This is a genomic window from Hypericibacter adhaerens (assembly GCF_008728835.1).
GTDB lineage: Bacteria > Pseudomonadota > Alphaproteobacteria > Dongiales > Dongiaceae > Hypericibacter > Hypericibacter adhaerens.
Map to the genome: position 1 here is coordinate 5662544 of NZ_CP042582.1, position 23703 is coordinate 5686246.

Here is a 23703-nt window from a genome sequence, read left to right on the forward strand (position 1 = left end):
CGCTATCCGCGGGGCCGGGGCGGCGTCGGGCCCCGGCGCGGCCCCGATGATATTGGTCGCAAACCGCGATCCGGCATCATGCTAGCGCAAGATGCCTGCCCTGCCGTAAACGCCGATACCGGCTGTTTTCAGCGGTTTTCGCCGGGGGTGGACTTGCTGGGGGTGGCGAAGAGGGCATTGGCGAGCGCCCCGCCCAGGGTCACGTCCTGCAGCCCGACCCGGATCTGGTTGCCCTGCGGATCGAGGATCGTCCATTGCCGCAGCTCGATCGGGTTGTCGGCGAACAGGAGCTCGATCTGGCCGGCCTCCGGCGACCCGCTCTCGAAGGCCGAGACCCGCAGGCTGCCGGGCTGGCGCTGGAGATCGCTGACAGTGACGCCGTTGCTGAAGGAGACCGTCTCGCGCAGCAGGAACCAGAGCGGCGAGGAGCCGATCGGCACCTGACTGATCTGGTCGAGCTCCTGGTCGTAATAGCTGACCACCAGCCCGTCGGCGACGATGATCACCTTGAGCGGCGGATCGTATTCCACGCGCAGGCGTCCGGGACGGCGCAGATAGATCTTGCCGAAGGCCAGGCCCGCCGTGTTCGAGTATTGCTGGAACTTGGCGCGCATCGTGGTGATGCCGTTGAGATAGTCGGCCGCACGTTTGAGATCCGCGCGGTCCTGGCCCGTCAGCTCCTTGGCGCTCGGGGTGGCGGCCGCGGCCGGCACCGACCAAAGGCTCGAGGCGCCGGCGGCGATCAGCGGCAAGGCGCCCAGCGTCTTCAGCACCTCCCGGCGTGTCGGGGTCGCATCGGCCGGCGTTCCAGCAAAAACCTGTCTCATGTATCTCCGTCGATGTTGCGAGCGAGCACCTCGCGCTTGCCGACATGGTTCGCCGTGCTCACCACGCCCTCGCGCTCCATGCGCTCGACAATCCGCGCCGCCCGGTTATAGCCGATCTGGAGGTGGCGCTGGACAAAGCTGACCGAGGCCTTGCGCTCGCGGCAGACGATGGCGACCGCCTGGTCGTAGAGCGCATCGCCGCCCTCGCTCTCGCCGCCTCCCCCCAGGGCGTCCGAGGCATCGGCCTCCTCGTCCTGGGTGACCTCCTCGATATAGGTCGGCTCGCCCTGCTTTTTAAGGAACCGGACGATGCTTTCAACCTCCTGATCCGCGACAAACGGTCCATGCACGCGGGTGATCCGGCCGCCCTGGGCCATATAGAGCATATCCCCTTGACCCAGCAGCTGTTCCGCCCCGGTCTCGCCGAGGATGGTGCGGCTGTCGATCTTCGAGGTGACGTGGAAGCTGACCCGGGTCGGGAAGTTGGCCTTGATCGTGCCGGTGATGACGTCCACGGAGGGCCGCTGGGTCGCCATGATGATGTGGATGCCGGCGGCGCGCGCCATCTGCGCCAGGCGCTGGATCGCGGCCTCGATATCCTTGCCGGCGACCAGCATGAGGTCGGCCATCTCGTCCACCACCACCACGATGAAGGGCAGCGGCTCGAGCGGAATTTCTTCTTCCTCGTAGATCGGCTGGCCGGTCTCGGGGTCGAAGCCGGTCTGCACCTTGCGGCTGAGCTTCTCCTCCTTGGCCGCCGCGTCGGCGACACGCAGATTGTAGCCCTCGATGTTGCGCACGCCGAGCTTCGACATCAGGCGGTAGCGGTCTTCCATCGCCCGCACCACCCATTTGAGCGCCACGATCGCCTTGCGCGGCTCGGTCACGACCGGCGTCAGCAGATGCGGGATGCCGTCATAGACGGAGAGCTCCAGCATCTTCGGATCGATCATGATGAACTTGCAGGCGTCGGGCGTGAGCCGATAGAGCAGCGACAGGATCATGGTGTTGATCGCGACCGACTTGCCCGAGCCGGTGGTGCCCGCGATCAACAGATGCGGCATGCGCGCGAGATCGACGATCACCGGCTGGCCGCCGATATCCTTGCCGAGCACGAGGGCGAGCTTGGCCGCGGTGCGCTCATAGGCCTCGCAGGCGAGCAGCTCGCGCAGCATCACCGTCTCGCGGATCTGGTTCGGCAGCTCGATGCCGATGACGCTGCGGCCGGGCACGACCGCGACGCGCACCGAGACGGCGCTCATCGAGCGCGCGATATCGTCGGCGAGGCCCACCACGCGGCTGGTCTTGGTGCCGGGCGCCGGCTCCAGCTCGTAGAGCGTCACGACCGGGCCGGGGCGCACCTTCACGATCTGGCCTTTCACGCCGAAATCCTGCAGCACGGATTCGAGCAGCCTCGCGTTCTGCTCGAGCGCCGCTTCCGACATCTTCTGCGCGGTCGCGTTGCTCGGCGGCTTCGCCAGCAGCTCCAGCGGCGGGAGCGTGTATTCCTCGTCGACGAGATCGAGCGTCGCCTGACGGTCGCGCTCGGCGCGCTTGCCGGGCTTGGGCCGCGCCTTGGGCGCCTCGATGCGCGGCGCCGCCTCCGGCCGCTCTGGCTGGCGTGCGAGCGGCGCATGGACCGGCTCGCCCTCGTCCTCCTCCGCTTCGTCGCCCGCGCCCAGATGCGGCTCGACCCGCTGGCGGCGCTGACGCTCGGCCTGCTCCGCCCGCCATTCGGCGGCCTCGGCTTCGACCTCCTCGGGCTTGAAGCGGCGACGCAGGCTGGCGGTCAGCCGCGCCACCAGCTCGCCCGCCTGCTGCAGGCGCTGCCAGGCGGTGACATAGCCGCGCGCCGAGATGCCGAGCGCCAGATAGCCCAGGCCCGCCCAGAGCAGGAAACCCAGGATCGCCATCACCGCCGGCGGCAGGCTCACCAATCCTGCGAGGCGCGGCAGCAGCACGTCGCCGGCATAGCCGCCCAGGCCCACGGGCAGGAACCAGCTCGAGGTCGGTCCCAGCGCCGCCAGCGCCATGGCGAGGAAGAGAATGGCGAAGGGCAGCAGCAGAAGCCGCAGCCACCAGAGGCCGCTGATACGGTGGCGCAGCACGCGCCAGCCCCAGACCGCGGGCACCAGCACCAGCATCAGGCTGGCGATGCCCAGCGCCTGCAGCAGCAGGTCGGCCGCGACCGATCCCGGATAGCCCATGAGGTTGCGCACGGTGCTGCCGGTCGCGGTGTTGAGCGACGGATCGCCGGCATTGTAGCTCATCAGCGCCAGCAGCAGGGCGCCCGCCAGCAGCAGGAGCGCCAGGCCGCCGGCCTCGATCGCGCGCCGCCTCAGGAACAGGCGCCAATCGTCCGGCAGGAAGGGCATGCGCATCAGGCCGCTCGTCTCATCGGTCATGATCCTGCCTCCTCAGTGGCTCGCGCCGGATGTGAGAACCCGCGCCATCCGTTCCAGTCCTTCGCGCGTGGCGGCCGCGTCATAGACGAGGGCCACGCGGACATAGCGCTCGCCCGGATTCTGCCCGTTCGCATCGGGTCGCGCCATATAGCCGCCCGGCAGCACCTTGACCCCGGCCTCGGCCCAGAGCCGCTTTGCCGCGGTTTCGCCGTTGCCGACATCGAGCCACAAAAAGAACCCACCCTCGGGCGTGGCGCCCATGCGGTTGCCGAGGATGCGCCGCGCCAGCGCGAAGTTCTCGTTGTAGAGCGCACGATTGGCCGCGACATGCGCCTCGTCGCGCCAGAGCGCCGTCGAGGCGGCGAGGATCGGATAGGGAATCGCGACGCCGCCATAGTTCACGAGCTGCGCGATGCGTTTCAGCATGCGCTCCTCGCCGGCGATGAAGCCCGAGCGCAGGCCCGCACCCGACGAGCGCTTCGAGAGCGAGTGGAACACCACGAGATTGTCGAGGCCGCCGTCCGCTTCGGCCGCGACCTCGAGCGCGCCCGCGGGCGGCGTGTCGCGATAGAGCTCGGAATAGCACTCGTCGAAGGCGACCGTGAAACCGTATTGGCGCGCCAGCGCCAGCCAGCGCGCGAGATAGGGCTTCGTCGCGACCGCGCCCTGCGGGTTGGCGGGCGAGCAGACATAGGCGAGCGCCGTGCGCTCGAGCGTGCGCCGGTCGATCGCCTCGGGATCGGGCAGGAACCCGGTCGCGGCCGTCGCCGGCAGGAAGACGGGTTCGCCGCCCGCCATGGCCGCCGCTCCGGCATAGACGTGATAGAAGGGGTTGGGCATCAGCACGGCCGGCCGCTCGCTGGCGGAGACGGGCTCCTGGAGCGCCGCCAGCGCGATGAAGAACAGGCCCTGGCGCGTGCCCGCGATCGGCATCAGGTGGCGGTCGGGATCGACCAGGCTCGCCGGCAGGTGGAACCGCCGGGCGAGCCAATCCGCGGCCGCCTTCCGGAACTCGGCCGTGCCCACGGCCAGCGGATAGCGTCCCCACTCCGCCAGGTTCTGGACCAGGGGCGCCTTGATCATCTCGGGCGGCGTCGCCTGGGGCTCGCCCACCGAGAACAGAAGCGGACGCTTGTCGCCGGGCTCGACCCCCTGAAGCAGCGTGTTGAGCCGAGTGAAGGGATGGAATCGGAGCAGCGGATCGAGGCGGTCGGTCATCAGGGACAGGGTCGGTCCGGAATGGCGGAAAACGGCCACGCCCGGGCAGCCAATCGGGCGCCCGAGTCGCGACTCGGGGACAAAACATAAACAATTCTATAGCTTGTGGGACGTTCTTACAAGCGAACCTATAGAGCGGCCCGAGCTTGGCTCGTTAACCAATCTATTGTTCTTGCTTTGTTTTTTGAACGGCCCCGAGTCCGGCCCGATTCTCGGCCGGCCGCCGCTGGCCGGCCTGGGGGCCTTTGGGGCCGATTCCGGAACCCCAAAAAAGGAGAGGGGCGGCGGGGACCCTGATCCCGCCGCCCCTCTGGGCGAAGCTTCTCCTCGGTGCTCCCGGGTACGGGCTCGGGGGCCAGTGACCCGCTAACGAAGCTCCGCCGCTCGCCGATGAGACCCGCCAGACCACAGGCTCATCGGCGATTCCTCCTCAGCCGCGGGTTTACGCGACCGACTCACCATGCAGCACGATGTCGAGGCCCTCGCGCTCCTCGTCCGGCGTCACGCGCAGGCCGCGGGTCAGGAGGCCCGTGACCTTGAGGACGATGAAGGTGACGATGGCGCAGTAGACGATGGTGATGACCACGCCATAGAGCTGGGTGCCGATCTGGCCGATATTGCCGTCGACCCAGCCCACCGGCGTATCGGAGCCGGTCACGGCCTGCGTGGCGAACACGCCGGTCAGGATGGCGCCCACCATGCCGCCGATGCCGTGGATACCGAAGGCATCGAGCGAGTCGTCATAGCCCAGCGCGTTCTTGAGCGTGGAGGTGGCGAAGAAGCAGATCACGCCGGCGACGAGACCGATCACCAGACCGCCCGAGGCATCGACGAAGCCCGAGGCGGGGGTGATGGCGACCAGGCCGGCGACGGCACCCGAGATCATGCCGAGCAGGCTGGGCTTCTTGCGGAAGATCCACTCGGCGAGCATCCAGGAGAGCGCGGCCGCGCCGGTCGCGATCTGGGTTGCCGCCATCGCCATGCCCGCGCGTCCGTCCGCGGCCACCGCCGAGCCGGCATTGAAGCCGAACCAGCCCACCCAGAGCAGGCCCGCACCGATGGTGGAGAGGCCGACGTTATGCGGGGTGAAGGCGGTCTTGCCGAAGCCGGTCCGGGGCTTCAGCACCAGCGCCGCCACGAGGCCCGCCACGCCCGAATTGATATGGACGACCGTGCCGCCGGCATAGTCGAGCACGCCGGCCGCGCCGATCAGGCCGCCGCCCCAGACCATGTGGCAGATCGGGACATAGACGAAGAGCATCCACAGGGTGACGAAGATGACGAGCGACGAGAACTTCAGGCGATCGGCGGCGGCACCCACCGCCAGCGCGGGGGTGATGATGGCGAAGGTCATCTGGAAGGTCATGAAGACCGGCTCGGGAATGCTGGGAGCCAGCGCGTTGGCCGTCCCCGTTCCCATGCCTTCCAGGAAGAAGCGGCTGAAATCGCCGAACAGCGCGCCCGAGCCGTTGAAGGCCAGGCTGTAGCCCACGACCATCCAGATCACGGTGACGAGGCAGGTGATGACGAAGCTCTGGGCCATGGTGGCCAGGAGATTGATCTTGCGCACCATGCCGCCATAGAAGAGCGCGAGGCCCGGGATCGTCATCATCAGGACCAGGGCCGTCGAGGTCAGCATCCAGGCGGTATCGCCGCGATCGAGCGCGAGATCGGCCGCGAAGGCGGGTCTGGCACCGACCAGCGCGGCGAGCAGCAGGGGAACGAACAACAATAGACGAGACATTGGGCGGATCCTCCGGAGCACGAGAGAGAATTAAAATCGGCACTCAGCGAGGGCCCTAAACACGTTCCGTGCCAACTCGGGAGTCGCGCGGAATCCCTCGGATTCTTCCGAGTCGCGAATCGGGGGATGATCGCTTCGTAGGCAGGCTGGCGCGCAATTGGGCAGCACTGTGACGATGGCGAGACGCGAAGTGTTAACGCCGAAAGCACGCCGCGGCGCGACATCGACGGCGCTCCCGACCCGACCGGCCGCGCGCTATGGTGAAGCCCGCATGATGGATCCTGCCAACCAACACGGCGCTGCTTCGCGAGCCGATCCGGGGCCCGGGCACGCCTCGCGCCCCGATGCCGATCTGCTGATCGCCGGCGGCGGCCTGGTGGGGCTGACGCTTGCGCTGGCGCTGGCCGATGCCGGCCTCTCGGTCATCGTCATCGACAGCCTGCCGGCGGCCGAACGCGAGGCCGTGGGCTATGACGGCCGCAGCTCCGCCATCGCCGAAGGCTCGCGCCGGGTTCTCGACGGCGTCGGCGTCTGGAACCGGATGGCGCCCGAGGCCTGTCCCATCCTCGATATCCGGGTCTCCGACGCTCGGGTGGGGCAGCCGGCCTCATGGCTCTTCCTGCATTACGATCATCGCGAGCTGGGATCGGCGACGACCGGCCGGCAGCGGGGGCCCGCGTCCGCGCGGCCCGCGCCCATGGGCTATATCGTCGAGAACCGCGCCATCCGCCGGGCCCTGCTTGCCGCCGTGGCGGCACGCCCGGGCATCCGCCATCTGGCGCCGGCGCAAGCCCAGGGATTGGTGCGCGAGCCGGGCCGGGTGCGGGTGACGCTGGCCGACGGCGGCAGCCTCACCGGCCGCCTCGCGGTCGCCGCCGACGGGCGCGGCTCGCCGATGCGCCAAGCCGCCGGAATCCGTTTGACCGAATGGGATTATCCGCAGAGCGGCATCGTCTGCACCATCGGCCATGAGCTGTCGCACGAGAACGTGGCCCACGAGCATTTCCTGCCGTCGGGTCCCTTCGCGGTGCTGCCGATGGTCGATGACGAGAACGGTCATCGCTCCTCGATCGTCTGGACCGAGAAACGCGAGCTCGTACCGGCGATCATGGCGCTGTCGCCCGAGCGGTTCGCGGCCGAGATCCAGCATCGCTTCGGCGATTCGCTGGGCCGCATCCGGCTCCTGGGCGGGCGCTGGGCCTATCCGCTGAGGCTGCAGCATGCGGCGCGCTATGTCGGCGAGCGCCTGGCGCTGGTGGGCGACGCCGCCCATGCGATCCATCCGATCGCGGGCCAGGGCCTCAATCTCGGCCTGCGCGATGTTGCGGCCCTCGCCGAGACGCTGGTCGATGCGCACAGGCTCGGGCTCGATATCGGCCTGGGCGAGCCGCTCGAGCGCTACGAGCGCTGGCGGCGCTTCGACAATCTGATGCTGATGGCGGCGACCGACATCCTCAACCGCCTGTTCTCGAACGACCTGCCGCCGGTCCGGCTCGCGCGCGATGTCGGGCTCGGCATCGTCAACCGCGTACCGCCCCTGAAGCGCCTCTTCATGCACCACGCGATGGGCCTGGTCGGCGACCTGCCGCGGCTCATCCGCGGAGAGAGGCTCTAGGCCTTTGTCGTCAGCCCCGCGAAAGCGGGGATCCATGTCAAGGCCGGGCGACCTGGATCAAGAGGGATCCCCGCTTTCGCGGGGATGACGGTTGAGGGCGGCTCCAGCCACGCGTCTCAATTCTGCGAACAGGCCCGCGTCGTTGATCACGCGCGGGACCTTGTTCTGCCCGCCGAGCCGGCCGCGCGACTTCATCCAGTCCGCGAAGAATCCCGCCGGCACCGCCTCGATCAGCGGCGCCCCCATGCCGGTGCCGCCGGCGCGGTGCGTGCGATAGTCGTCGTTGAGCATGGCGAGGCCCGCATCGAGCTTGCTTGCGAAGCCGGCGAGCTGCGCTGCCGTCGCCGTTCGCGCGAACTCGACGATGACGAGGTGGCGCCCCGTCTCGCCCGGTCGCTCGGGGAAGAGCGCGCCCATGGCGAAGTCGCTGACATCGGCGCCGACCGCGGCCGCGGCCTTGGTCATGGCGTCCTCGATCTCGCGCTCGATCAGATGCTCGCCGAAGGCCGACATCATGTAGCTGGTGCGCCCGGTGACGAGCAGGCGCGGCGGCCGGCGCGAGACGAAGCGCACGGTGTCGCCCAGCAGATAGGCCCAGAGACCGGCGCAGCTCGTCACGAGGATGGCGTATTCGACGCCGGTCTCGATATCGGCCAGCCAGAAGCGGCGCGGGGCCGAGCTGCCCAGCTCCTCGACGGGAACGAACTCGAAGAAGAGTCCGTTGTCGGCGAGGAGCCGCAAGCCGTCGCCGGCACCCTCATCCGCCATCGCGATGAAGCCTTCGCTCGCGGGATAGACCTCGCGCAGCTCGGCATGGCTGCCGGCGAGGAAGGAATCGAAGCGCGCGCGGTAGGGCTGGAAATTGACGCCGCCATGCACCAGGAGCTCGAGGTTCGGATAGAGCGCCTGCGCCAGCGCGGGCAGGTCCGCCGCGGCGGCCTGGCGGTCGAACAGGATCTGGAGCCAGCTCGGCGTGCCGGAGATGACGCGGATATCGGCGGCGGCGGCATCCTTGATGCAGGCCGCGATCTTGGCGTCCCAGTCCTCCATCAGCGCCACCTCGCGCGGCGGAAAGGCGAGCGGCCTGGCCCAGAAGGGCGTGCGGGCGACGGCGATGCCGGAGAGATCGCCGCTGCGGATGCCGGGCGCTTCCTCCTTGAGAGCGGTCGAGCCGCCGAGCATGAAGATCCGGCCGCCCAGGGCGCGCGACTGCGGGCGGTGCGCGATGTGATGCACCAGGATGTCGAGGGCCGCGCGCCGGTTCGCGCGCATCATCGCCTCGGAGATCGGGATGTATTTGGTGCGCCCGCTGCTGGTGCCCGAGGTGACCGCGAAGAAGGGGATGGCGCCGGGCCAGGTGACGTTGGCGAGATGGGGAAAGGGCTTCTGCCACCAGTCGCGCCAGAAATCCTCGTAGGCCCGCACCGGCACGCGCGCCTGGAATTCCGCGACGGTGCGGATGCGCTCGAAACCATGGGCGCGGCCGAAGGGAGTCGCTTCCGCCTGGCGCAGGAGACCGTGGAGCTGCGCTTCCTGCGCCACGACGGCGTCCTCGACCGCCAGCGTCCTGCGGCGGCGGCGCGCATAGAGGCGCAGAAGCGGCGTGGCGTCGATCATCGGCGGATCACGATCCGGTCAGGCGGAAATTCCATCCGACCGAATTCCGCTCACGGCGTCAAATCGAGACGATGGGCGAAGCGGGCGCGTACCGTCTCGATCCGGAGGGGCACCTGGATCAGTTCGCCCTGCATGAAGGGGTCGACCTGGTCGAGGAAGTTCGCGCTGTTGAACCAGCCGTCCTGCCCGCCCAGCAGCACGAACCAGTTGGCGTCGGGGTCGGCGAGGTCGGAGACGTGGCGCGCCTGCGTGCCATAGCGCGTCTGGTTCTGTTCGGCCGTGATGTCATGCGCGGTCTTGTCGAGGGTCTCGCTGCTGCCTGAGGCGGGCCTGTCGCCGAAGCGGTAGCGCCCGCCGATGACGGGGAGCCCGCCCAGCATATGCTGCAGCGGCAGGCGATGCATGGCGCCCCAGTCGGGATAGTCCGCCACGGCCTTGGCCGCCTCGGGCAGCGCCTTGCGCAGGGCGGCGGTCAGGCGGTCGTCGGGAATATGGGGGAGATCCTGCGCGAGCACGTCATAGAGATTGCCGCCGGCATCGAGCATGCCGCGTTCGGTCTCGTCGTAAAGCGCGCCGATCAGGCCCGCCATCAACGCCTCGAAGGCGACGGGACCTTGCGATGTCGCCGCGTAGTTGCCGTCCCAGCCGGCGACGAGATCGAGCACGCGCTGCTCTTCGGGCCGGATGCTCGTGAAGGCGTTGGCCGCCATGAGCCGCGCCTTCAGCGCATCGCGCAGCGTCACCGAGGACTGCATATAGGTGTCGAGCTGCAGACGCTTCAGATCCTCCGCCGTCCAGTCGCGCCTGGCGCCCAGCAGGGCCTGAAGACGCTGGATGCGATCGTTGGCCGAGAAGAAATAGCCGATCCGGATCGGGGCGCCGGCCGGGCGGTTGTTGGCCGAAGCGACGAAACCCTGCGGCGGGTCGTAGCTGCTGGGCAGATCCTGCGAGGTCACGATCCGCTGCCAGGCGGCCGCATCCGACAAGGGCCGCACGATGTCCGGCGGCGGGGTGTCGGGGCGCGCCGGCAGCTGCGTCGCGGTGACCTGGCCGACATTGCCCTTCGCGTCGGCATAGATGAAGTTCTGCGGCGAGAGCGCGAAGCCCGCCAGCGCCTGGCGGAAATCGTTCCAGTCGCGGGCGCGGTTGACACCCAGCATGGCGGTCATCTCGTCGCTCGGCCGATGGCCGATCCAGCTCAAGGCCAAGGTCTCGCCCTCGCGGTGCGGCAGCAGCGGTGCGTCCGAAATTACCGGGCCATAGGGGCTCTCGCGGATCTCCGCTTCGCTGTCGAACCACCAGCGCACGCGGATCTTCTCCTTGTGCGTGGCGAGCTGGTCCGCGGGCAGCGACGAGATGTCGAAGATATCGCTCGAAGCCGCGCGCAGGTTCGTGCCGCCCCAGGCGATCCAGGGGTTGCGGCCGACCGCGACGAAAGGCAGGCCCGGCACCATCAGCCCGACCGCGTGATAGGAGGGCGATTGGATGCCGGCGATCAGCCAGAGATTGGGCAGCGACAGGCCCAGATGCGGATCGGAGGCGATGATGGCGCTGCCGCTGGTCGTGCGCGTCGCGCCGACGGCGAGGCTGTTGCTGCCGGTCTTGCCGGTCTCGGTGAAGAGCGTCTCGAGCAGCCCCAGGCTGCCTTCGCCGGGGGTCGCGAAGCTCGGCGCCGAGGAAGCAGCGCGGCCCGCGATGCGCGTCCAGAGCGCCGGCCATTCGGGGCTGTCGCGGTAGCGCAGCAGGCGGAACCAGATGAGCCAGGTGACATCGACCGAGGCGAGGCGGCCGACCGTGATGATCTCCTCCGGTCTCCAGGGCTCCCGCTTCAAGCCCAGCAATGCATATTCGTGCGGGAGCGGGGCGGCGTGCTCCTGGTAGTAGTTGATGCCGGCGACGAAGGCGTCGAGCCAGGCGCGGGTCTCGGACGGCATGGCGGCGAGGATCGCGGGCGAGGCCTTGCCCAGGTCGAGGATGCGCAGCGACTTGTCGATATCGACCGCGAGCGGCCCGCCCAGCTCCGCGAGCCTTCCCTCGGCGATATGGCGCATGATCTCCATCTGGCCCAGCCGCAGATGGGCATGGACCAGCCCGAGAAGGAAGGCCGCGTCATGATCGGTCTCGGCCTCGACGAACGGGATCTGGTGATCGTCCCAATAGATCCGGGCCGGCTTGTCGAGCGGCAGATGCGCGGTCGGGAACATCGCCAGGCGCTGCGCCAGCGTGGTCGGCGGGGGCAGGGGCGTCAGCAGGCTGCAGCCGGTCAGCAGCAGGAGGGCGAGCGAAGCGGGCAGCAGCCTGGCCATGCGCGGAAATCCCCCGGGAAGCGACGGTTCGCTCCGGTTAGATGGGGATGGCGGCGCGGGATGCCAGCCTCGACTCAATTATCCCCTCCCCCGTTCAGGGGGAGGGTGAGGGAGGGGGCTGCTCGGTCGGTGAAAAGAGCGAAGTGTTCTTCAGATGTATCTTCTATCGAGTCTTCCCCCTCCCTGCCCTCCCCCTGAACGGGGGAGGGGATTAAGTGTGCCGCTCACAGCCACCGCGACGGCAGCAGCTGTTCCTCGAAGGGGAAGGTCGAGAGCAGCTGGTAGCCGGTCTCGGTCACGAGGATCTGCTGCTCGAGCTTGACGCCCTCGAGCCCGCCGACCTCGCCCATGTAGCTCTCGATGCAGATGGTCATGCCGGCCTCGAGCACGCCGTCATAGCCGCCCTTCTCGTAATCCTGCGCATAGATGCTGGCGGGATATTCGTCGGCGAGCCCCACGCCGTGGAACACGACCGAGTAGCGGTTGGGCGCGCATTTCTCCGGCAGCCTGAAGCTCTTTTCCGAGAACTCGCGGAAGCCGATCCCGGCCTTCACCAGATCGAGATTGGTGTGGATCTGCTCGTAGGCGAGACCATAGAGCTGCTTCTGCTCATCCGTCGGCTTGCCGTGGCCGCAGAAATAGGTGCGCGAGATGTCGGCGCAATAGCCGAAGGGGCCGATCAGGTCGGTGTCGAAGCTCACCAGCTCGCCCGAGCGGATCACGCGGTCGCTCGATTCCTGGAACCAGGGATTGGTGCGCCCGCCCGAGGTCAGGAGCCGCGTCTCGATCCATTCGCCGCCGGCCGCGATGTTGGCCTGGTGCAGCAGCGACCAGAGCTCGTTCTCGGTCATGCCGGGCTTGAGCGCCTCGCGCATCCGCGCCATGCCGGTCTCGCAGGCGGTGACCGAGGTCACCATGCAGGCGATCTCCTCGTCGGACTTGATCGCGCGCGCGAGCTCGCAGACGGCCTGCCCTTCGACGATCTGGATGCCCGCGGCCTCGAGGCCATGCGTGCCCACCGGATCGAGCTTGTCGACCGCGAGCCGCCGGTTGCCGCCGCCATGCGTCTTGACGAGATCGACGATCTCCGCCGACCAGCGCTTGGCGAATTCCTCGAGCCGCGGGCCGCCGCCGAAATAGGTCCAGCCGACGGCGGGCCGCACCTCGGCCACGGTCTCGAGCCCGTCCGAGAGATGCTCGCAATTATGGAAGTCGAAGATGGTGATCGGCCCCTCGGTCGGGATGAAGGCGTAGCGGACCGCGTTGTGCAGCGTCCAGACCGCCATGTTCCGGCTGCCGGTGGCGTAGCGGATATTGATCGGGTCGTAGAGCAGCGCCCCCATGCAGTCGCGCTTCTTCAGCTCCGCGCGGAAGCGGCCGAGGCGATAGGCGCGCAGCTTGCGCATGTCGAGCAGGGCCTCGGTGTCGATCGCATCGAGGATCGGCGATTTGCGGGCGCGGCGGATGTCGGGATCGAGCGACTTCAGGCGGGATTTCGGGCCGGCGGAATCGGGCGCCATCGGACGGGATTTCCTCTCTCGGGGCCTGCCCGGCGGGACCCCGGGCTTGGCGGCGCCCATTGAAGCCCTCGGCCGGGACGGCGTCCAGCGGGGAGGGGCGATGCTCTCCTTCCGTCATCCCCGCGAAAGAGCGGGTGAAGGAATCGAGCGCACCGTGCAAAGGCGCAGCAAACACTCAAGCCCCCTCCCCTTGCGGGAGGGGGTTGGGGGAGGGGTGCCACGAGCGCATTGAGAGCAGCTCTGCGGTCAATCACCGCTCTGGAGGCGGGCCTGGACATGGCGTCAAGCGAGCGAGCATGAGCAGATCAGGCTCCGCCTATTTGCCAGGATTTCGCACGGCATCGCCCCTCCCCCTACCCCCTCCCGCAAGGGGAGGGGGCGAGAGAACTCTTTACCTTCGCCGATTTCTTCACCCACTCGAAAGCGGGGATCCAACCTGATCCAGCGTGTCGAGTGTTGAGATGGGCCCCCGCTTTCGCGGGGGTGACGGTCGGAGCGGATGCGGACGATGGAAAACACGACAGGCCGCGCTGTGCGCCGCCTTACGAATGCCGCTTCGGCTCGCGTGACAGGCCGCGTTCCTCGAGCGCCTTCAGGTAGCGCTCCCAGATCTCGTCCTGGTTGGCGCCCAACTCGTAGAGATAGGCCCAGCTATAGATGCCGGTGTCGTGCAGATCGTCGAACTTGATCCGCACGGCGTAATTGCCGACCGGCTCCAGCGCCATGATGCCGACATGGGCGCGGCCCTCCAGGATCTGCTTCTGGCTGGGCCCATGACCCTGCACCTCGGCCGAGGGGCTCTCGACCCGCAGCAGCTCGGCCGGGTAGCGGAAGGAGCGGCCGTCGTCGAAATCGACCTCGAGCACCCGCTCCTTCTGCTTGAGGCGGATCTCGACCGGCCAATGCTCGGCGCCGAACTTCTCGCTCATGATCTCTCGTCCGCCGCGGCGGCTTCGGGCCGGCGGTTCAGCGCCGGCCGTCCTCGTCCAGCACCCGCGCCTCGTCCGCCAGCATGATCGGGATGCCCTCGCGGATCGGGAAGGCGAGGCCGGCCTTGCGGCTGATCAGCTCCTGATGCTCGCGGTCATATTCGAGCGGACCCTTGGTCACCGGGCAGACCAGGATCTCGAGGAGCTTGCGATCGACCTCGTGGCGGCGGTCGGCGGGCTTGCGTTCGGCCATGGCGTTACGGGTCTCCCTCAGTGACGCGCGGCTTCGCCGGCAGAGCCGCTGCCGGCCCCGCCCAGAAGCGCCATCTCGATCAGCGCGGTCAGCACCCGGCCGCGCTCGGTGGCGGTGCCGGCCTCGAGCAGCGCCTGCTTTTCCTGCGGCTCGAACGGGCAGACCATCGCCAGCGAGGTGATCAGCGACGCGTCTGTGGTGCGCTCGATCTGTTCCCAGTCGGCCTTGATGCCCTGCTGATGGAAGAATCCTTTGAGCGCGCGCAGCAGCCGGGGGCGGTCGAGCTCCAGCGCGGCGTTCTCGGCCATGTCCTCGGCGAAGGGAGCGAAATCGGCCCGTACCCGGCGATAGCCCGAGACGCCGGCCCGCTCCTCGGCGACGCGGAAGCGGGCGAGCCCGCCCAGCGTGATCAGGTAGCGGCCGTCCTCGGTCTCGCTGAAGGCGGTGATCCGCCCGGCACAGCCGACCTGCTGCAGCGCCGGCGCATGGCCGGGCCGCTCCAGCTCGGTCGGCTGGATCATGCCGATGATGCGGTCGCCCTTGATGGCGTCGCGCGTCATGGCGAGATAGCGCGGCTCGAAGATGTTGAGCGGCAGGCGGCCGCCGGGCAGGAGCAGAACGCCCGCCAGCGGAAACACCGGAATCTCGCCCGGCAGCTCCGCGAAGGCAGGATCGAACGGCCCGCGCGCCATCGAGGTCTAGGCGAACATCAGCGACGACAGGCGCCGCCGCGCCGAGAGCGTCAGCGGATCGGTCGGGCCCAGCGCCTCGAAGATCTTCACCAACTGCTTGCGCGCCGCGTCCTCGTTCCAACCGCGGTTGCGGCGGAAGAGCTCGAGCAGCTCGTCGAGCGCGGGCTCCGTCTGGCCGCCGCCATAGAGCGCCAGCGCCAGGTCGTAGCGCGACTGGTGATCGTTGGGATCCTTGGCGAGCTTGGCCTTGAGGTCCTCGAGCCCGCCCTGCTTCTGGCCGGCCTGCTCGGCCAGCTCCAGCATGGCGCGCGCGGCCGCGATCGCCTTGTCGTTCGCCTGGTTCGCGGGAACCTTGGCGAGCTGGGAGCGCGCCTCCTCGAGCTCGCCCGCCTTCACCAGGCAGCGCACGAGGCCGCCGATCGCGGCGAGATTCTCGGGCTCGTGCTGCAGCACCTGGCCGAAGATGGCGCTCGCCGTCGCGGCATCGCCTTCCTTGAGCGCGGCCTCGGCATGCTCCAGCGCCTCGTCGATCGGCGAGGGACCGGCCGCGGCTCCCGCCATCTTGGCGAGACGCTGCACGAACTGCTTCACCTGGCTCTCGGGCTGCGCGCCCATGAAGCCGTCGACGGGGCGGCCCTGGAAGAAGGCATAGACCGCCGGGATCGACTGGATGCGGAGCTGACCGGCGACCGCGGGATTCTTGTCCACGTCGATCTTCACCAGCTTGACCGCGCCCTTTGCGTCCTGCACGGCCTTCTCGAGCACGGGCCCCAGCGTCTTGCAGGGTCCGCACCAGGTCGCCCAGAAATCGACGACGACCGGCACCGCCATCGAGGCGTCGATGACGTCCGCCATGAAGGCTTCGTCGCTGCTGTCCTTGATAACGGCGGCCGCGGCACCATTGGCTTGCGCCGGCGCCTTACCCTGGCCGATAAGCGTCTCCATGATCGATGTTCCCGTGGTTCCGATTTGGCAAAGATAAATGGCGGTTTGCGGGCCGTCTGGCAACCCCGCCCGGCGATATCGCCCCTGTTCCGGGCCCCGTTCCGGGGTTCCTTAACCCTCTCTGCGGCAAGGCTAAAGCTGCCGGGCCGGGCAGGCCATCCCGAAACAGCCGCCGGAGGACGTTCCGTCCTCCCGGGCTAGAGGTCGAGGATGATCGGCTTATGGCCGCAAGCCTCGATGAAACGCAGGAGCCCGCTGGGCGCCAGGGACAGGGTCATGTCGTTGGTCAGCGGGTGGCAATGGAGCGGGTCCATCGACAGCAGGGCCCGGTCCAGCACGGGCTGGACCTTGTGATCCTTGTCGTTGATGAGGGCGAGCGGCGTCACCGCCCCCGGCCGGACGCCCAGATAGGTCATCAGCCGGTCGGCGCTGCCGAAGGAGAGCTTGTCGCCGCCGATCCGGGGCGCCAGCGCCTTCAGGTCCATGCGCCGGGTCTCCTCGACCACCACCAGCCACATCTGGTCGCCCTTCTTGTTGCGCAGGAAGAGGTTCTTGATATGGCCGCCGGGCATGTCGCCGCGCAGCGCCTGGGATTCCTCGACGGTGAAGACCGGCGGGTGGCGATGGACCTCGACCGCAATGCCGAGATCGGCGAGGCGCTGGATCACGGCTTCCGGGCTGGTCGGCAGGTCGGCGACAGGGGCGGTCTCGGACATGGCGTTCGCGTTCGATGGAGGAGGGGCGTCAGGGATCGGTCGGGGCGCCAGTCTTAGGGGCAGGTGGCCTCATGGGCAACCCCGCGGCCGTCCCGAAGCCGCCCAGGGCCGGCCCGGAGGCCTCGAAAAACGGCAGATTTCCAAGGATTCGGGACAAGCGGTCGCATCTTAAGCCCCTGGCAACCGCAGGCTTGCAATGCTGAGTCCGGTCGCTATTATCTGGCGCCCTTGGCGGGGCGGGCTCTCCTGAAGGGCCGGTGCCGCCAGGTACCCGAACGGATGCGGGCGTAGCTCAGGGGTAGAGCACAACCTTGCCAAGGTTGGGGTCGAGGGTTCAAATCCCTTCGCCCGCTCCAGTTTTCTCTCCAAACCCATCAGCCAGAGACCGGCCCTTCGGGGCTTGGCCGCTTTTGCGCACCGGGTCTTGCGCTCTCGCGCTCGAGCAGGGCGCGCTTGCGCTCGACACCCCAGGCATAGCCGGAGAGCGAGCCGTCCTGCCGAACGACGCGGTGGCAGGGGATGGCGACGGCCAGATTGTTCGCGGCGCAGGCTCCCGCCACCGCGCGCACGGCCCCCGGCGCGCCGACGCGCCGCGCGATCTCGGCATAGGATACCGTCGTGCCGGCGGGAATTTCCCGGAACGCCTGCCACACGCGCTGCTGGAACGCCGTGCCGCGAACGTCGAGGGGAAGATCCAGGCCGAGCCGCGGCGCCTCGACGAACCCGACCACCTGCGCCACCAGGGCTTCGTACTCGCGATCGGCGCCGATGAGATGCGCTCTCGGGAAACGGTCCTGCAGGTTGCGCAGGAGCCGATCCGGATCGTCGCCGAGCAGGATGGCCGCGACGCCCTTCCGGCTCGAGGCGACCAGGATGGCGCCCAGCGAGGTCTGGCCGACCGCGAACCGGATCTCCTCGTCGGCACCGCCCGCGCGATACCGGGAAGGAGTCATGCCGAGCATGTCGGTCGATTTCTCGTAGAAGCGCCCGCTCGAATTGAAGCCCGCGTCATAGATCGCCGCGGTGACGCTGCTGCCTGAGGTCAGCCCTTCCTGAAGCTTCATCGCGCGCCGCGCGGCGGCATAGCCCTTGGGCGTGACACCGGTGACGGCCCTGAACAGCCGGTGGAAATAGCTCGGGCTGCGCCCCACCGCCTCCGCCAGCGTCTCCAGCGACGGTTCCTCTTCGCTCTCTTCGATGATCCGGCAGGCTCTCGCGACGAGGACCGCATTCTCGGCCTCGATCGACGGGCCGTCGGGATGGCACCGCTTGCAGGGCCGGAAGCCGGTGGCCCTGGCGCCCGCCAGCGAGTCGTGGAGCTGGACGTTCCCGGGGTTGGCCGTGCGCGAGGGACAGGAGGGCCGGCAATAGACCCCGGTGGTGGAAACCGAGTACCAGAACCGGCCGTCCGCCGTTTTGTCGCGGGCGACGATCCGCGCCCAGCGCGGATCCTCCGCCACCGATGGCTGCGCCGAATTCCGAAGCGCCGTGACCGTTGTCGTCATGTTGGTTCATCGTCCCTGATGCGAGCCGCTCGCGCCATGCTGCCGCGGCCGGCCCCGCTGCGCTTCCCGGGTCTTGCTTTTAAATCCGGGCATGGCGGCGTCCCGGTTTCGATAGGGCGGCAAGAACCGGAGTTTGCGCGCGTCATGAGCCGGCTACGCAGATGCCACAAGGCCGCCGGGACCGACCGGCGGCTGGTGAAGCAACCATCGAGAGGTATCCGCATGAGCTTGCAAGACGACAACAAGGCCATCGTCGGCCGCTGGTTCACCGACTTCTGGGGCGAAAACGGCGACCTGAGCGTGGTCGACAAGATCGCCGCGCCGGACATGCTGCTGAAATACTCGCTGCATGAGCCGCGGAAAGGTCGCGAGGACATCAAGGCCTTCATGACCGATTTCCGGGCGGCGTTCCCCGATCTCAATTTCTGGGGCACGGCCGACCTCATCGCCGAGGGCGACCATGTCGTCGGCCGGTGGGAAGGCGGCGGCACCCACACCGGCCCCGCCTTCAAGGATTTCCTCGCCGGCAGCCTGCCCGCCAACACGGGCCGGAAGATGCATTTCACCGGCGTCACCGTCCTCAAGCTCAAGGACGGCAAGATCGTCGAGGAGATCGGCCTGGATGACGGGGTCGCCTGCCTGACCCAGCTCAAGCTGCTTCGCACCGCGTGATCGCCGGGGAGCCGTCGTTCGCCGGAACGGCGGCTCCCTTCGCTCGTGGGGTCTCTTGCGGAATGCGGGGCCGATGGCCGCCGTTCGTCGCTCTGGAAGAATAAATTTGAAAGCAAGGGCCGGAGTGTCGGCACAGGCGCGAACCTCCATCTTGGGGGCCTGACATGAAAGGAGCCCCGCTATGACGACACAAACCCTCACCGCCGCCGCGCCGGAAGCCTTGCGTTTCGGCTATGGCGACAGCGCGCTCGGCGCGGTCCTGGTCGCCCAGAGCCCGCGCGGCGTCGTCGCCCTCTTCATCGGCGACGACCGCGCCAGGCTGCAGCGCGACCTGAAGGACGTCTTTCCCGAAGCCGAGCTCGTTCTCGACCAGGCCGGCCTCGCGGAAACCGTCGCCAAGGCCGTGGCGCTTGTCGATGCACCGCATCTCGGCACCGACCTGGCGCTCGATCTGCGCGGCTCGCCTCAGGAACTGGCCGTCTGGAATGCGCTGCAGGCGATACCCGCCGGCGAGACACGTACCTACGGCGCGATCGCACAGAGCCTGCCGATCGCAGCCACGGCCCAGGAGGTCGGTGCCGCTTGCGCGGCCAATCGCATCGCGGTCGCCGTGCCCTGCCACCGCGTCGTGAAGTCCGACGGCTCGATCTCGGGCTATCGCTGGGGCGTGCAGCGCAAGCGGCGCCTGATCAACAGGGAAGGCGTCGCGTGATGGCACGTCCTCCACGCAAGGCGCGGAGCAAGAGCGCCGGCGCTTCCGCCGGGACCGAATCGACCGCGAATGCGGCGGCCATTCGGTCCCGGCTGGACGGCGTGGACTGGAGCAAAGTCCAGGCGGATCTCGATGCTCAGGGGTGGGCCGTCTTGCCGAAGCTCCTGAGGCATGCCGAGGCCGACCTCATCGCGGGTCTCTATCATCAGGAGCAAGGCTTCCGCAGCCATGTGATCATGGCGCGGCACGGTTTCGGCCGGGGCGAGTACAAATATTTCAACTACCCGCTGCCGCCCCTGATCCAGGCGCTGAGAACGGCCGCTTATCCCCATCTCGTGCCGATCGCCAACCAATGGCACGAGCGCATGGGCAAGGAGGTCCGCTTCCCGCCGGATCATGTGGCGTTCCTCGAACGCTGCCGTCGGGCGGGCCAGACCCGTCCCACGCCGCTGCTGCTCGAATATGCGCCGGAGGACTATAACTGCCTCCATCGCGACCTCTACGGAGAGCATGTCTTTCCGCTCCAGATCGCGATCCTGCTGGACCGGCCGGGCGAGGATTTCGAGGGCGGCGAGTTCGTGATGACCGAGCAGCGTCCCCGCATGCAGACCCGTGCCATGGTCCTGCCGCTCGGGAAGGGCGATGCCGCCATCTTCGCGGTCAACAGCCGCCCCATGAAAGGGACGCGCGGCGACTATCAGGTGAAGCTGAATCACGGCGTCAGCGCGCTGCGCTCGGGCAAGCGGCACACGGTCGGCGTGATCTTCCACGATGCCGCCTGACGCCCCGCCGCTTGCCCTTGATGAAGCGCGAGAGGTGCGCGTGCCCGCTCTTCCCGAGACGCGCCGCCTGGAAGGCTTCAGTGACGCGGCCTTCTCGATCGTCATCACGCTGCTCGTCCTGGAGATTCATCGCCCGAACGCGGCACCGGGAAGACTGGGGGAAGAGCTCCTGGCGGAGTGGTCCTCCTACCTCGCCTATGCGGTGGCATTCGTCTATGTGGACGTCATCTGGCTCAATCATCACTACATGTTCGAGCGCCTCTGCAAGGTGGATCTGGCGCTCAACTGGATCAATCTCGGCATCATCGGCACCGCCGCCCTGATCCCGTTTCCGACAGGCGTGCTGGCCGGCGCCTTCCGCGACGGCGACCTCGCGGACCAGAAGGCGGCGGTGGTGCTTTACGCCTTGATCGCGGGGCTGATGTCGGCGGCGTGGCTGCCGGTCTTTCCGCATTTGCACCGCCACCCTGAGCTCGTGAAGCCGCATCTGCCGGCAACCCTCTTCGAATCGCAGATCCTGCGGCCGGCCGCGGGCATCCTGCTCTATGCCGTGGCGGCCGCGCTGGGCTGGTTCGTCCACCCGTTTCTCGCGGTCGGGATCTTCATCTTCGTGGTCGGCTACTACGCCTGGACCAGCCAGGGCATTCATTCCCCGGCATGACGGGTTGGTGCGGGTGCCCGGACGAACGGCGAATCCGACTTCAGCGCAAGAACCGGAGTTCTGCGGCCGGCGCTCCCTGGCAATGACGAGGGTGACGATGACCGGGTCTCTCTCATCGAGGATCGCTTCACCATGGACATCACCGCCACGGAGCCGCCGCTTCCGAAAGACGAGACGAATGTCGCTTGCCCGGGTGGGGTCGCGTTTGCCCAGGGCGCAGGCGCCGGAAACCTCACTGTCGAGACCATCACCGCGAGCCCGCTCCTCCCGACTGGCCGGAAATGGGCCCTCCGATTCGATGCCGGCGGCACCGTCACGATCGTTCTCGGCATGAGGGATTATGGGAAGGGCTGGTTTTCCGGCCATTTCGCGGGGCTGGTGACGGCGCGTCTCGGGATTCCGTTTCCGCGGCTCCGCCTCTATTACAGCGCCACCCTTCCGGCGGTTCTGCAGACGCCCAGGCCCTCGCCGATTCCATTGAGCCGGGGCGATATCGGTCCGGTCGGGCGGGCTGTCGCCGATATCATCGAAGCGATGTGCGACGCGGTGATCGAGAATGGGCGGTCGAGCTTTGCCGCGATGGCCGGCGTCGGTGCCGACGATGTCGGCTTCGATCAGGCGACCGGCCGGTTCTTCGTTCTCAACAGGGATCGGTGCGGCAGCATCCTCGAAATCGCCGCGGCGACCCGGGATAGATCGCCCCTATCGAGCGATCTCGCCGGGAAGCTTCAACGCGGCGCTCTCAGCTCTGCAAGCTCGCCGCCTCGATGATCAGCCGCGCGATCCTGTCGGGATGCGAGATCAGCGACAGGTGGCTCGCCTTCAGCTCGATGGCCTTGGCGCCCATGCGCTTGGCCATGAAGCGCTCGAGGTCGGGGTTGATGGTCCGGTCTTCCGTCGAGACGGCATAGAAGCTGGGCTTCGAGCGCCAGGCCGCCTGCGTGGTCTTGCCGGCGAGCAGCGCCTTCTGGAAGGGCTGCTGGACGGCATAGAGCACCTTCGCCTTGGTTGCCGGGATATCGCCCGCGAAATCGCGCAGGAAGGCTTCCTCGCTCAGGCGTCCCTCATCGCCGTCGAAGACGATGCCGGCCGTCGCGGGCGGCGTGGGATAGGTCTTGGCGAGCGCCGTGTAATCCTCGCCCGCATCCGGCGCCCGCGCCGCGACATAGACCAGGGCCGAGACGTTCGGATGCACGCCCGCTTCGGTGACGAGCATGCCCGAGAAGGAATGGCCGACCAGGACCGTCGGACCGTCCTGCCGCGCCAGTACGCGCTCGACCGCGGCGACTGCGTCGGGAAGTGTCGTCAGCGGATTCTGCACGGCCGTGACATCGAGGCCAACCGCCTGCAGCCGGGCGATCACCTCGGACCAGCAGGACCCATCGGCAAAGAGCCCGTGCGCGAGCACCACGTTGCGGGCCTTGAGGGGTGTGGCGGCCGCGGCCTGGCTGCGGTCCGCGACCAGCGTCGCGGCGGCGCCGGCGCCAAGGGCGGCGGTGAAGCGGCGGCGGGTCATCGTCATGATCGGATCTCCTTCCGCGCCGGGCGGACCGATGGATCGATCGCGCGGGGCATGCGGGTTCAGGGCATGACCCGGAATCTGGCCGCATCGATGCGCGGCGTCCTTGCCGCGGTTGCGGAGACTATTCCGAAACCGCCGAGAAAATATCCGCGCCCGCGCTGCCTTCGCAGCGCGTTCAGCCCTCGGTCCGGTGCTCGGCGGCGAGAGTGAGCCAGGCGCGAGCCGCATGGGAGAGGAATCCCTCGCGCCGCCAGATCATGGCGATATGCCAGTCCGTCAGCGGTTCGTCGAGCAGCACGGGGCGGACGGCCGGATGGCTGCGCTGCCGGGCGATCATCCGCGGCAGGAAGGCGATGCCGAGCCCCGCCGCGGCCAGCTCGACGATGAAGTCGATCTGGCTCGAGCGCGCGGCGATCACGGGCTCGAAGCTGCGCCGATGGCAGGCGTCCAGGATGACGCGGTTCAGCGCGAAGCCCGACTCGAACAGGATGAAGGGCTCGTCCTTGAGGCTCAGCAGATCGACGTGGCTGTTGCGCGCGAGGGCATGGCGCACGGGCAGCAGCGCCATCAGCGGCTCGCTCCTGACATCCTGCCAGCCGAAATCGTCGGACACCGGCAGCAGCGAGGCCGCCAGGTCGATCTCGCCCGCTTGCAGGATCTCCTCGAGCCGCGTGGCGCCATGTTCCACCAGGCGAATCTCGATGCCGGGATAGCGGCTGCGATAGACCGCGAAGAGCGGCGCGAACAGCGTGCTGCTGCCGACCGGCGGCAGGCCGAGGCGCAGCGTGCCCCGCTTGAGGCCCCGGAGCTCGCCCAGCTCGGCGACGAGATCGTCGCGCTCGGCGAGGATCTTGAGCGCGCGGCGATGGACCACCTCGCCCGCCGCGGTCAGCCGGCTGCGATGGCCGATGCGGTCGAGCAGCGGCATGCCGAGCTCGTCCTCGAGCTGCTTCACCGCCTTGCTGACCGTCGACTGCGTCGCGAACACCGCCTTGGCGGCCTGCGAAAAGCCGCCCTGGCGCACGACCTCGACGAAAGCGCGCAGCGTCCGGAGCTCCATGA

The 23703-nt window shown here is 68.3% G+C and carries 21 protein-coding genes and 1 tRNA gene; 7 read left to right on the top strand and 15 right to left on the bottom strand.

What is annotated here, in order from left to right:
• Window positions 1–128: 128 nt before the first annotated feature.
• The 4 genes from FRZ61_RS25395 to FRZ61_RS25410 form a co-directional block, all read right to left on the bottom strand.
• Window positions 129–827, bottom strand: a complete 699-nt coding sequence (locus FRZ61_RS25395) for a LolA family protein (RefSeq protein ID WP_151120440.1) — start codon at window positions 825–827, stop codon at window positions 129–131.
• The gene (locus FRZ61_RS25400) at window positions 824–3232 is read right to left on the bottom strand and encodes an FtsK/SpoIIIE family DNA translocase (RefSeq protein WP_151120441.1); all 2409 of its coding nucleotides are present in this window, start codon (window positions 3230–3232) and stop codon (window positions 824–826) included. The genes FRZ61_RS25395 and FRZ61_RS25400 overlap by 4 nt, the downstream gene beginning before the upstream one ends.
• 12 nt (window positions 3233–3244) lie before the next feature.
• A complete protein-coding gene (locus FRZ61_RS25405) occupies window positions 3245–4489 on the bottom strand; it encodes an aminotransferase class I/II-fold pyridoxal phosphate-dependent enzyme (RefSeq protein WP_225309004.1) in 1245 nt (414 codons plus the stop codon).
• 403 nt (window positions 4490–4892) lie between these two features.
• Window positions 4893–6194, bottom strand: coding sequence for an ammonium transporter (locus FRZ61_RS25410; RefSeq protein ID WP_151120443.1), 1302 nt, complete (start codon window positions 6192–6194; stop codon window positions 4893–4895).
• A 271-nt stretch (window positions 6195–6465) separates the two neighbouring features.
• Between FRZ61_RS25410 and FRZ61_RS25415 the strand changes: the two genes are divergently transcribed.
• Window positions 6466–7809, top strand: a complete 1344-nt coding sequence (locus FRZ61_RS25415; RefSeq protein WP_225309005.1) for a UbiH/UbiF/VisC/COQ6 family ubiquinone biosynthesis hydroxylase — start codon at window positions 6466–6468, stop codon at window positions 7807–7809.
• A 57-nt stretch (window positions 7810–7866) separates the two neighbouring features.
• Here the strand turns inward: FRZ61_RS25415 and FRZ61_RS25420 are convergent, their stop codons facing one another.
• From FRZ61_RS25420 to FRZ61_RS25455, 8 genes are all read right to left on the bottom strand, one after another.
• Entirely contained in the window at window positions 7867–9426 is a 1560-nt protein-coding gene (locus FRZ61_RS25420) for a GH3 family domain-containing protein (protein ID WP_151120444.1), read from the bottom strand.
• 50 nt (window positions 9427–9476) lie between these two features.
• The gene (locus tag FRZ61_RS25425) at window positions 9477–11732 is read right to left on the bottom strand and encodes a penicillin acylase family protein (protein ID WP_151120445.1); all 2256 of its coding nucleotides are present in this window, start codon (window positions 11730–11732) and stop codon (window positions 9477–9479) included.
• A gap of 224 nt (window positions 11733–11956) precedes the next feature.
• The gene (locus FRZ61_RS25430) at window positions 11957–13252 is read right to left on the bottom strand and encodes a M24 family metallopeptidase (protein ID WP_225309006.1); all 1296 of its coding nucleotides are present in this window, start codon (window positions 13250–13252) and stop codon (window positions 11957–11959) included.
• A gap of 542 nt (window positions 13253–13794) precedes the next feature.
• On the bottom strand, window positions 13795–14181 hold the full coding sequence (locus tag FRZ61_RS25435) for a gamma-butyrobetaine hydroxylase-like domain-containing protein (protein WP_151120446.1): 387 nt from the start codon (window positions 14179–14181) through the stop codon (window positions 13795–13797).
• A gap of 37 nt (window positions 14182–14218) precedes the next feature.
• The gene (locus tag FRZ61_RS25440) at window positions 14219–14434 is read right to left on the bottom strand and encodes a Trm112 family protein (protein ID WP_151120447.1); all 216 of its coding nucleotides are present in this window, start codon (window positions 14432–14434) and stop codon (window positions 14219–14221) included.
• A gap of 17 nt (window positions 14435–14451) precedes the next feature.
• Window positions 14452–15126 carry an LON peptidase substrate-binding domain-containing protein gene (locus tag FRZ61_RS25445; RefSeq protein ID WP_151120448.1) on the bottom strand — a complete coding sequence of 225 codons (675 nt, stop codon included), beginning with the start codon at window positions 15124–15126 and terminating at the stop codon, window positions 14452–14454.
• A 6-nt stretch (window positions 15127–15132) separates the two neighbouring features.
• The gene (gene trxA / locus FRZ61_RS25450; protein WP_151120449.1) at window positions 15133–16071 is read right to left on the bottom strand and encodes a thioredoxin; all 939 of its coding nucleotides are present in this window, start codon (window positions 16069–16071) and stop codon (window positions 15133–15135) included.
• A gap of 197 nt (window positions 16072–16268) precedes the next feature.
• A complete protein-coding gene (locus FRZ61_RS25455) occupies window positions 16269–16787 on the bottom strand; it encodes a prolyl-tRNA synthetase associated domain-containing protein (protein ID WP_191909205.1) in 519 nt (172 codons plus the stop codon).
• Window positions 16788–17068: 281 nt separating this feature from the next.
• Here FRZ61_RS25455 and FRZ61_RS25460 point away from each other — a divergent pair.
• Window positions 17069–17143 (top strand) — tRNA-Gly (locus FRZ61_RS25460).
• 18 nt (window positions 17144–17161) lie between these two features.
• On the opposite strand, the gene ada is transcribed toward FRZ61_RS25460, so the two are convergent.
• Window positions 17162–18292: a bifunctional DNA-binding transcriptional regulator/O6-methylguanine-DNA methyltransferase Ada gene (ada, locus tag FRZ61_RS25465; protein WP_151120450.1), complete on the bottom strand. Its 1131-nt coding sequence runs from the start codon at window positions 18290–18292 to the stop codon at window positions 17162–17164.
• Window positions 18293–18514: 222 nt separating this feature from the next.
• On the opposite strand from ada, the gene FRZ61_RS25470 reads away from it, so the two are divergent.
• The 5 genes from FRZ61_RS25470 to FRZ61_RS25490 all read left to right on the top strand — a co-directional run bounded on the left by FRZ61_RS25470 (window position 18515) and on the right by FRZ61_RS25490 (window position 21890).
• Complete coding sequence (locus tag FRZ61_RS25470; protein WP_151120451.1) at window positions 18515–18964, top strand: ester cyclase; 450 nt, start codon at window positions 18515–18517, stop codon at window positions 18962–18964.
• 181 nt (window positions 18965–19145) lie between these two features.
• The gene (locus FRZ61_RS25475) at window positions 19146–19676 is read left to right on the top strand and encodes a methylated-DNA--[protein]-cysteine S-methyltransferase (protein WP_151120452.1); all 531 of its coding nucleotides are present in this window, start codon (window positions 19146–19148) and stop codon (window positions 19674–19676) included.
• Window positions 19676–20458: a 2OG-Fe(II) oxygenase gene (locus FRZ61_RS25480; protein WP_151120453.1), complete on the top strand. Its 783-nt coding sequence runs from the start codon at window positions 19676–19678 to the stop codon at window positions 20456–20458. The genes FRZ61_RS25475 and FRZ61_RS25480 overlap by 1 nt, the downstream gene beginning before the upstream one ends.
• Window positions 20459–20498: 40 nt before the next feature.
• Complete coding sequence (locus FRZ61_RS25485; protein WP_191909206.1) at window positions 20499–21119, top strand: TMEM175 family protein; 621 nt, start codon at window positions 20499–20501, stop codon at window positions 21117–21119.
• Between the two features lie 132 nt (window positions 21120–21251).
• The gene (locus tag FRZ61_RS25490) at window positions 21252–21890 is read left to right on the top strand and encodes a hypothetical protein (RefSeq protein WP_151120455.1); all 639 of its coding nucleotides are present in this window, start codon (window positions 21252–21254) and stop codon (window positions 21888–21890) included.
• Here the strand turns inward: FRZ61_RS25490 and FRZ61_RS25495 are convergent.
• Together FRZ61_RS25495 and FRZ61_RS25500 are read right to left on the bottom strand one after the other, a co-directional pair.
• Window positions 21862–22641 carry an alpha/beta fold hydrolase gene (locus FRZ61_RS25495; RefSeq protein WP_151120456.1) on the bottom strand — a complete coding sequence of 260 codons (780 nt, stop codon included), beginning with the start codon at window positions 22639–22641 and terminating at the stop codon, window positions 21862–21864. The two genes, FRZ61_RS25490 and FRZ61_RS25495, sit on opposite strands and share 29 nt — an antisense overlap.
• 175 nt (window positions 22642–22816) lie before the next feature.
• Complete coding sequence (locus tag FRZ61_RS25500) at window positions 22817–23701, bottom strand: LysR family transcriptional regulator (RefSeq protein WP_151120457.1); 885 nt, start codon at window positions 23699–23701, stop codon at window positions 22817–22819.
• Between the last annotated feature and the right edge of the window lie 2 nt (window positions 23702–23703).

Bases quoted from the DNA above. Each gene is read 5' to 3' on its own strand.
- FRZ61_RS25395 (WP_151120440.1), bottom strand. From the start codon at position 827: ATGAGACAGGTTTTTGCTGGAACGCCGGCCGATGCGACCCCGACACGC.
- FRZ61_RS25400 (WP_151120441.1), bottom strand. From the start codon at position 3,232: ATGACCGATGAGACGAGCGGCCTGATGCGCATGCCCTTCCTGCCGGAC.
- FRZ61_RS25410 (WP_151120443.1), bottom strand. From the start codon at position 6,194: ATGTCTCGTCTATTGTTGTTCGTTCCCCTGCTGCTCGCCGCGCTGGTC.
- FRZ61_RS25415 (WP_225309005.1), top strand. From the start codon at position 6,466: ATGATGGATCCTGCCAACCAACACGGCGCTGCTTCGCGAGCCGATCCG.
- FRZ61_RS25420 (WP_151120444.1), bottom strand. From the start codon at position 9,426: ATGATCGACGCCACGCCGCTTCTGCGCCTCTATGCGCGCCGCCGCCGC.
- FRZ61_RS25425 (WP_151120445.1), bottom strand. From the start codon at position 11,732: ATGGCCAGGCTGCTGCCCGCTTCGCTCGCCCTCCTGCTGCTGACCGGC.
- FRZ61_RS25430 (WP_225309006.1), bottom strand. From the start codon at position 13,252: ATGGCGCCCGATTCCGCCGGCCCGAAATCCCGCCTGAAGTCGCTCGAT.
- FRZ61_RS25435 (WP_151120446.1), bottom strand. From the start codon at position 14,181: ATGAGCGAGAAGTTCGGCGCCGAGCATTGGCCGGTCGAGATCCGCCTC.
- FRZ61_RS25440 (WP_151120447.1), bottom strand. From the start codon at position 14,434: ATGGCCGAACGCAAGCCCGCCGACCGCCGCCACGAGGTCGATCGCAAG.
- FRZ61_RS25445 (WP_151120448.1), bottom strand. From the start codon at position 15,126: ATGGCGCGCGGGCCGTTCGATCCTGCCTTCGCGGAGCTGCCGGGCGAG.
- trxA (WP_151120449.1), bottom strand. From the start codon at position 16,071: ATGGAGACGCTTATCGGCCAGGGTAAGGCGCCGGCGCAAGCCAATGGT.
- FRZ61_RS25455 (WP_191909205.1), bottom strand. From the start codon at position 16,787: ATGTCCGAGACCGCCCCTGTCGCCGACCTGCCGACCAGCCCGGAAGCC.
- ada (WP_151120450.1), bottom strand. From the start codon at position 18,292: ATGACGACAACGGTCACGGCGCTTCGGAATTCGGCGCAGCCATCGGTG.
- FRZ61_RS25470 (WP_151120451.1), top strand. From the start codon at position 18,515: ATGAGCTTGCAAGACGACAACAAGGCCATCGTCGGCCGCTGGTTCACC.
- FRZ61_RS25475 (WP_151120452.1), top strand. From the start codon at position 19,146: ATGACGACACAAACCCTCACCGCCGCCGCGCCGGAAGCCTTGCGTTTC.
- FRZ61_RS25480 (WP_151120453.1), top strand. From the start codon at position 19,676: ATGGCACGTCCTCCACGCAAGGCGCGGAGCAAGAGCGCCGGCGCTTCC.
- FRZ61_RS25490 (WP_151120455.1), top strand. From the start codon at position 21,252: ATGGACATCACCGCCACGGAGCCGCCGCTTCCGAAAGACGAGACGAAT.
- FRZ61_RS25495 (WP_151120456.1), bottom strand. From the start codon at position 22,641: ATGACGATGACCCGCCGCCGCTTCACCGCCGCCCTTGGCGCCGGCGCC.
- FRZ61_RS25500 (WP_151120457.1), bottom strand. From the start codon at position 23,701: ATGGAGCTCCGGACGCTGCGCGCTTTCGTCGAGGTCGTGCGCCAGGGC.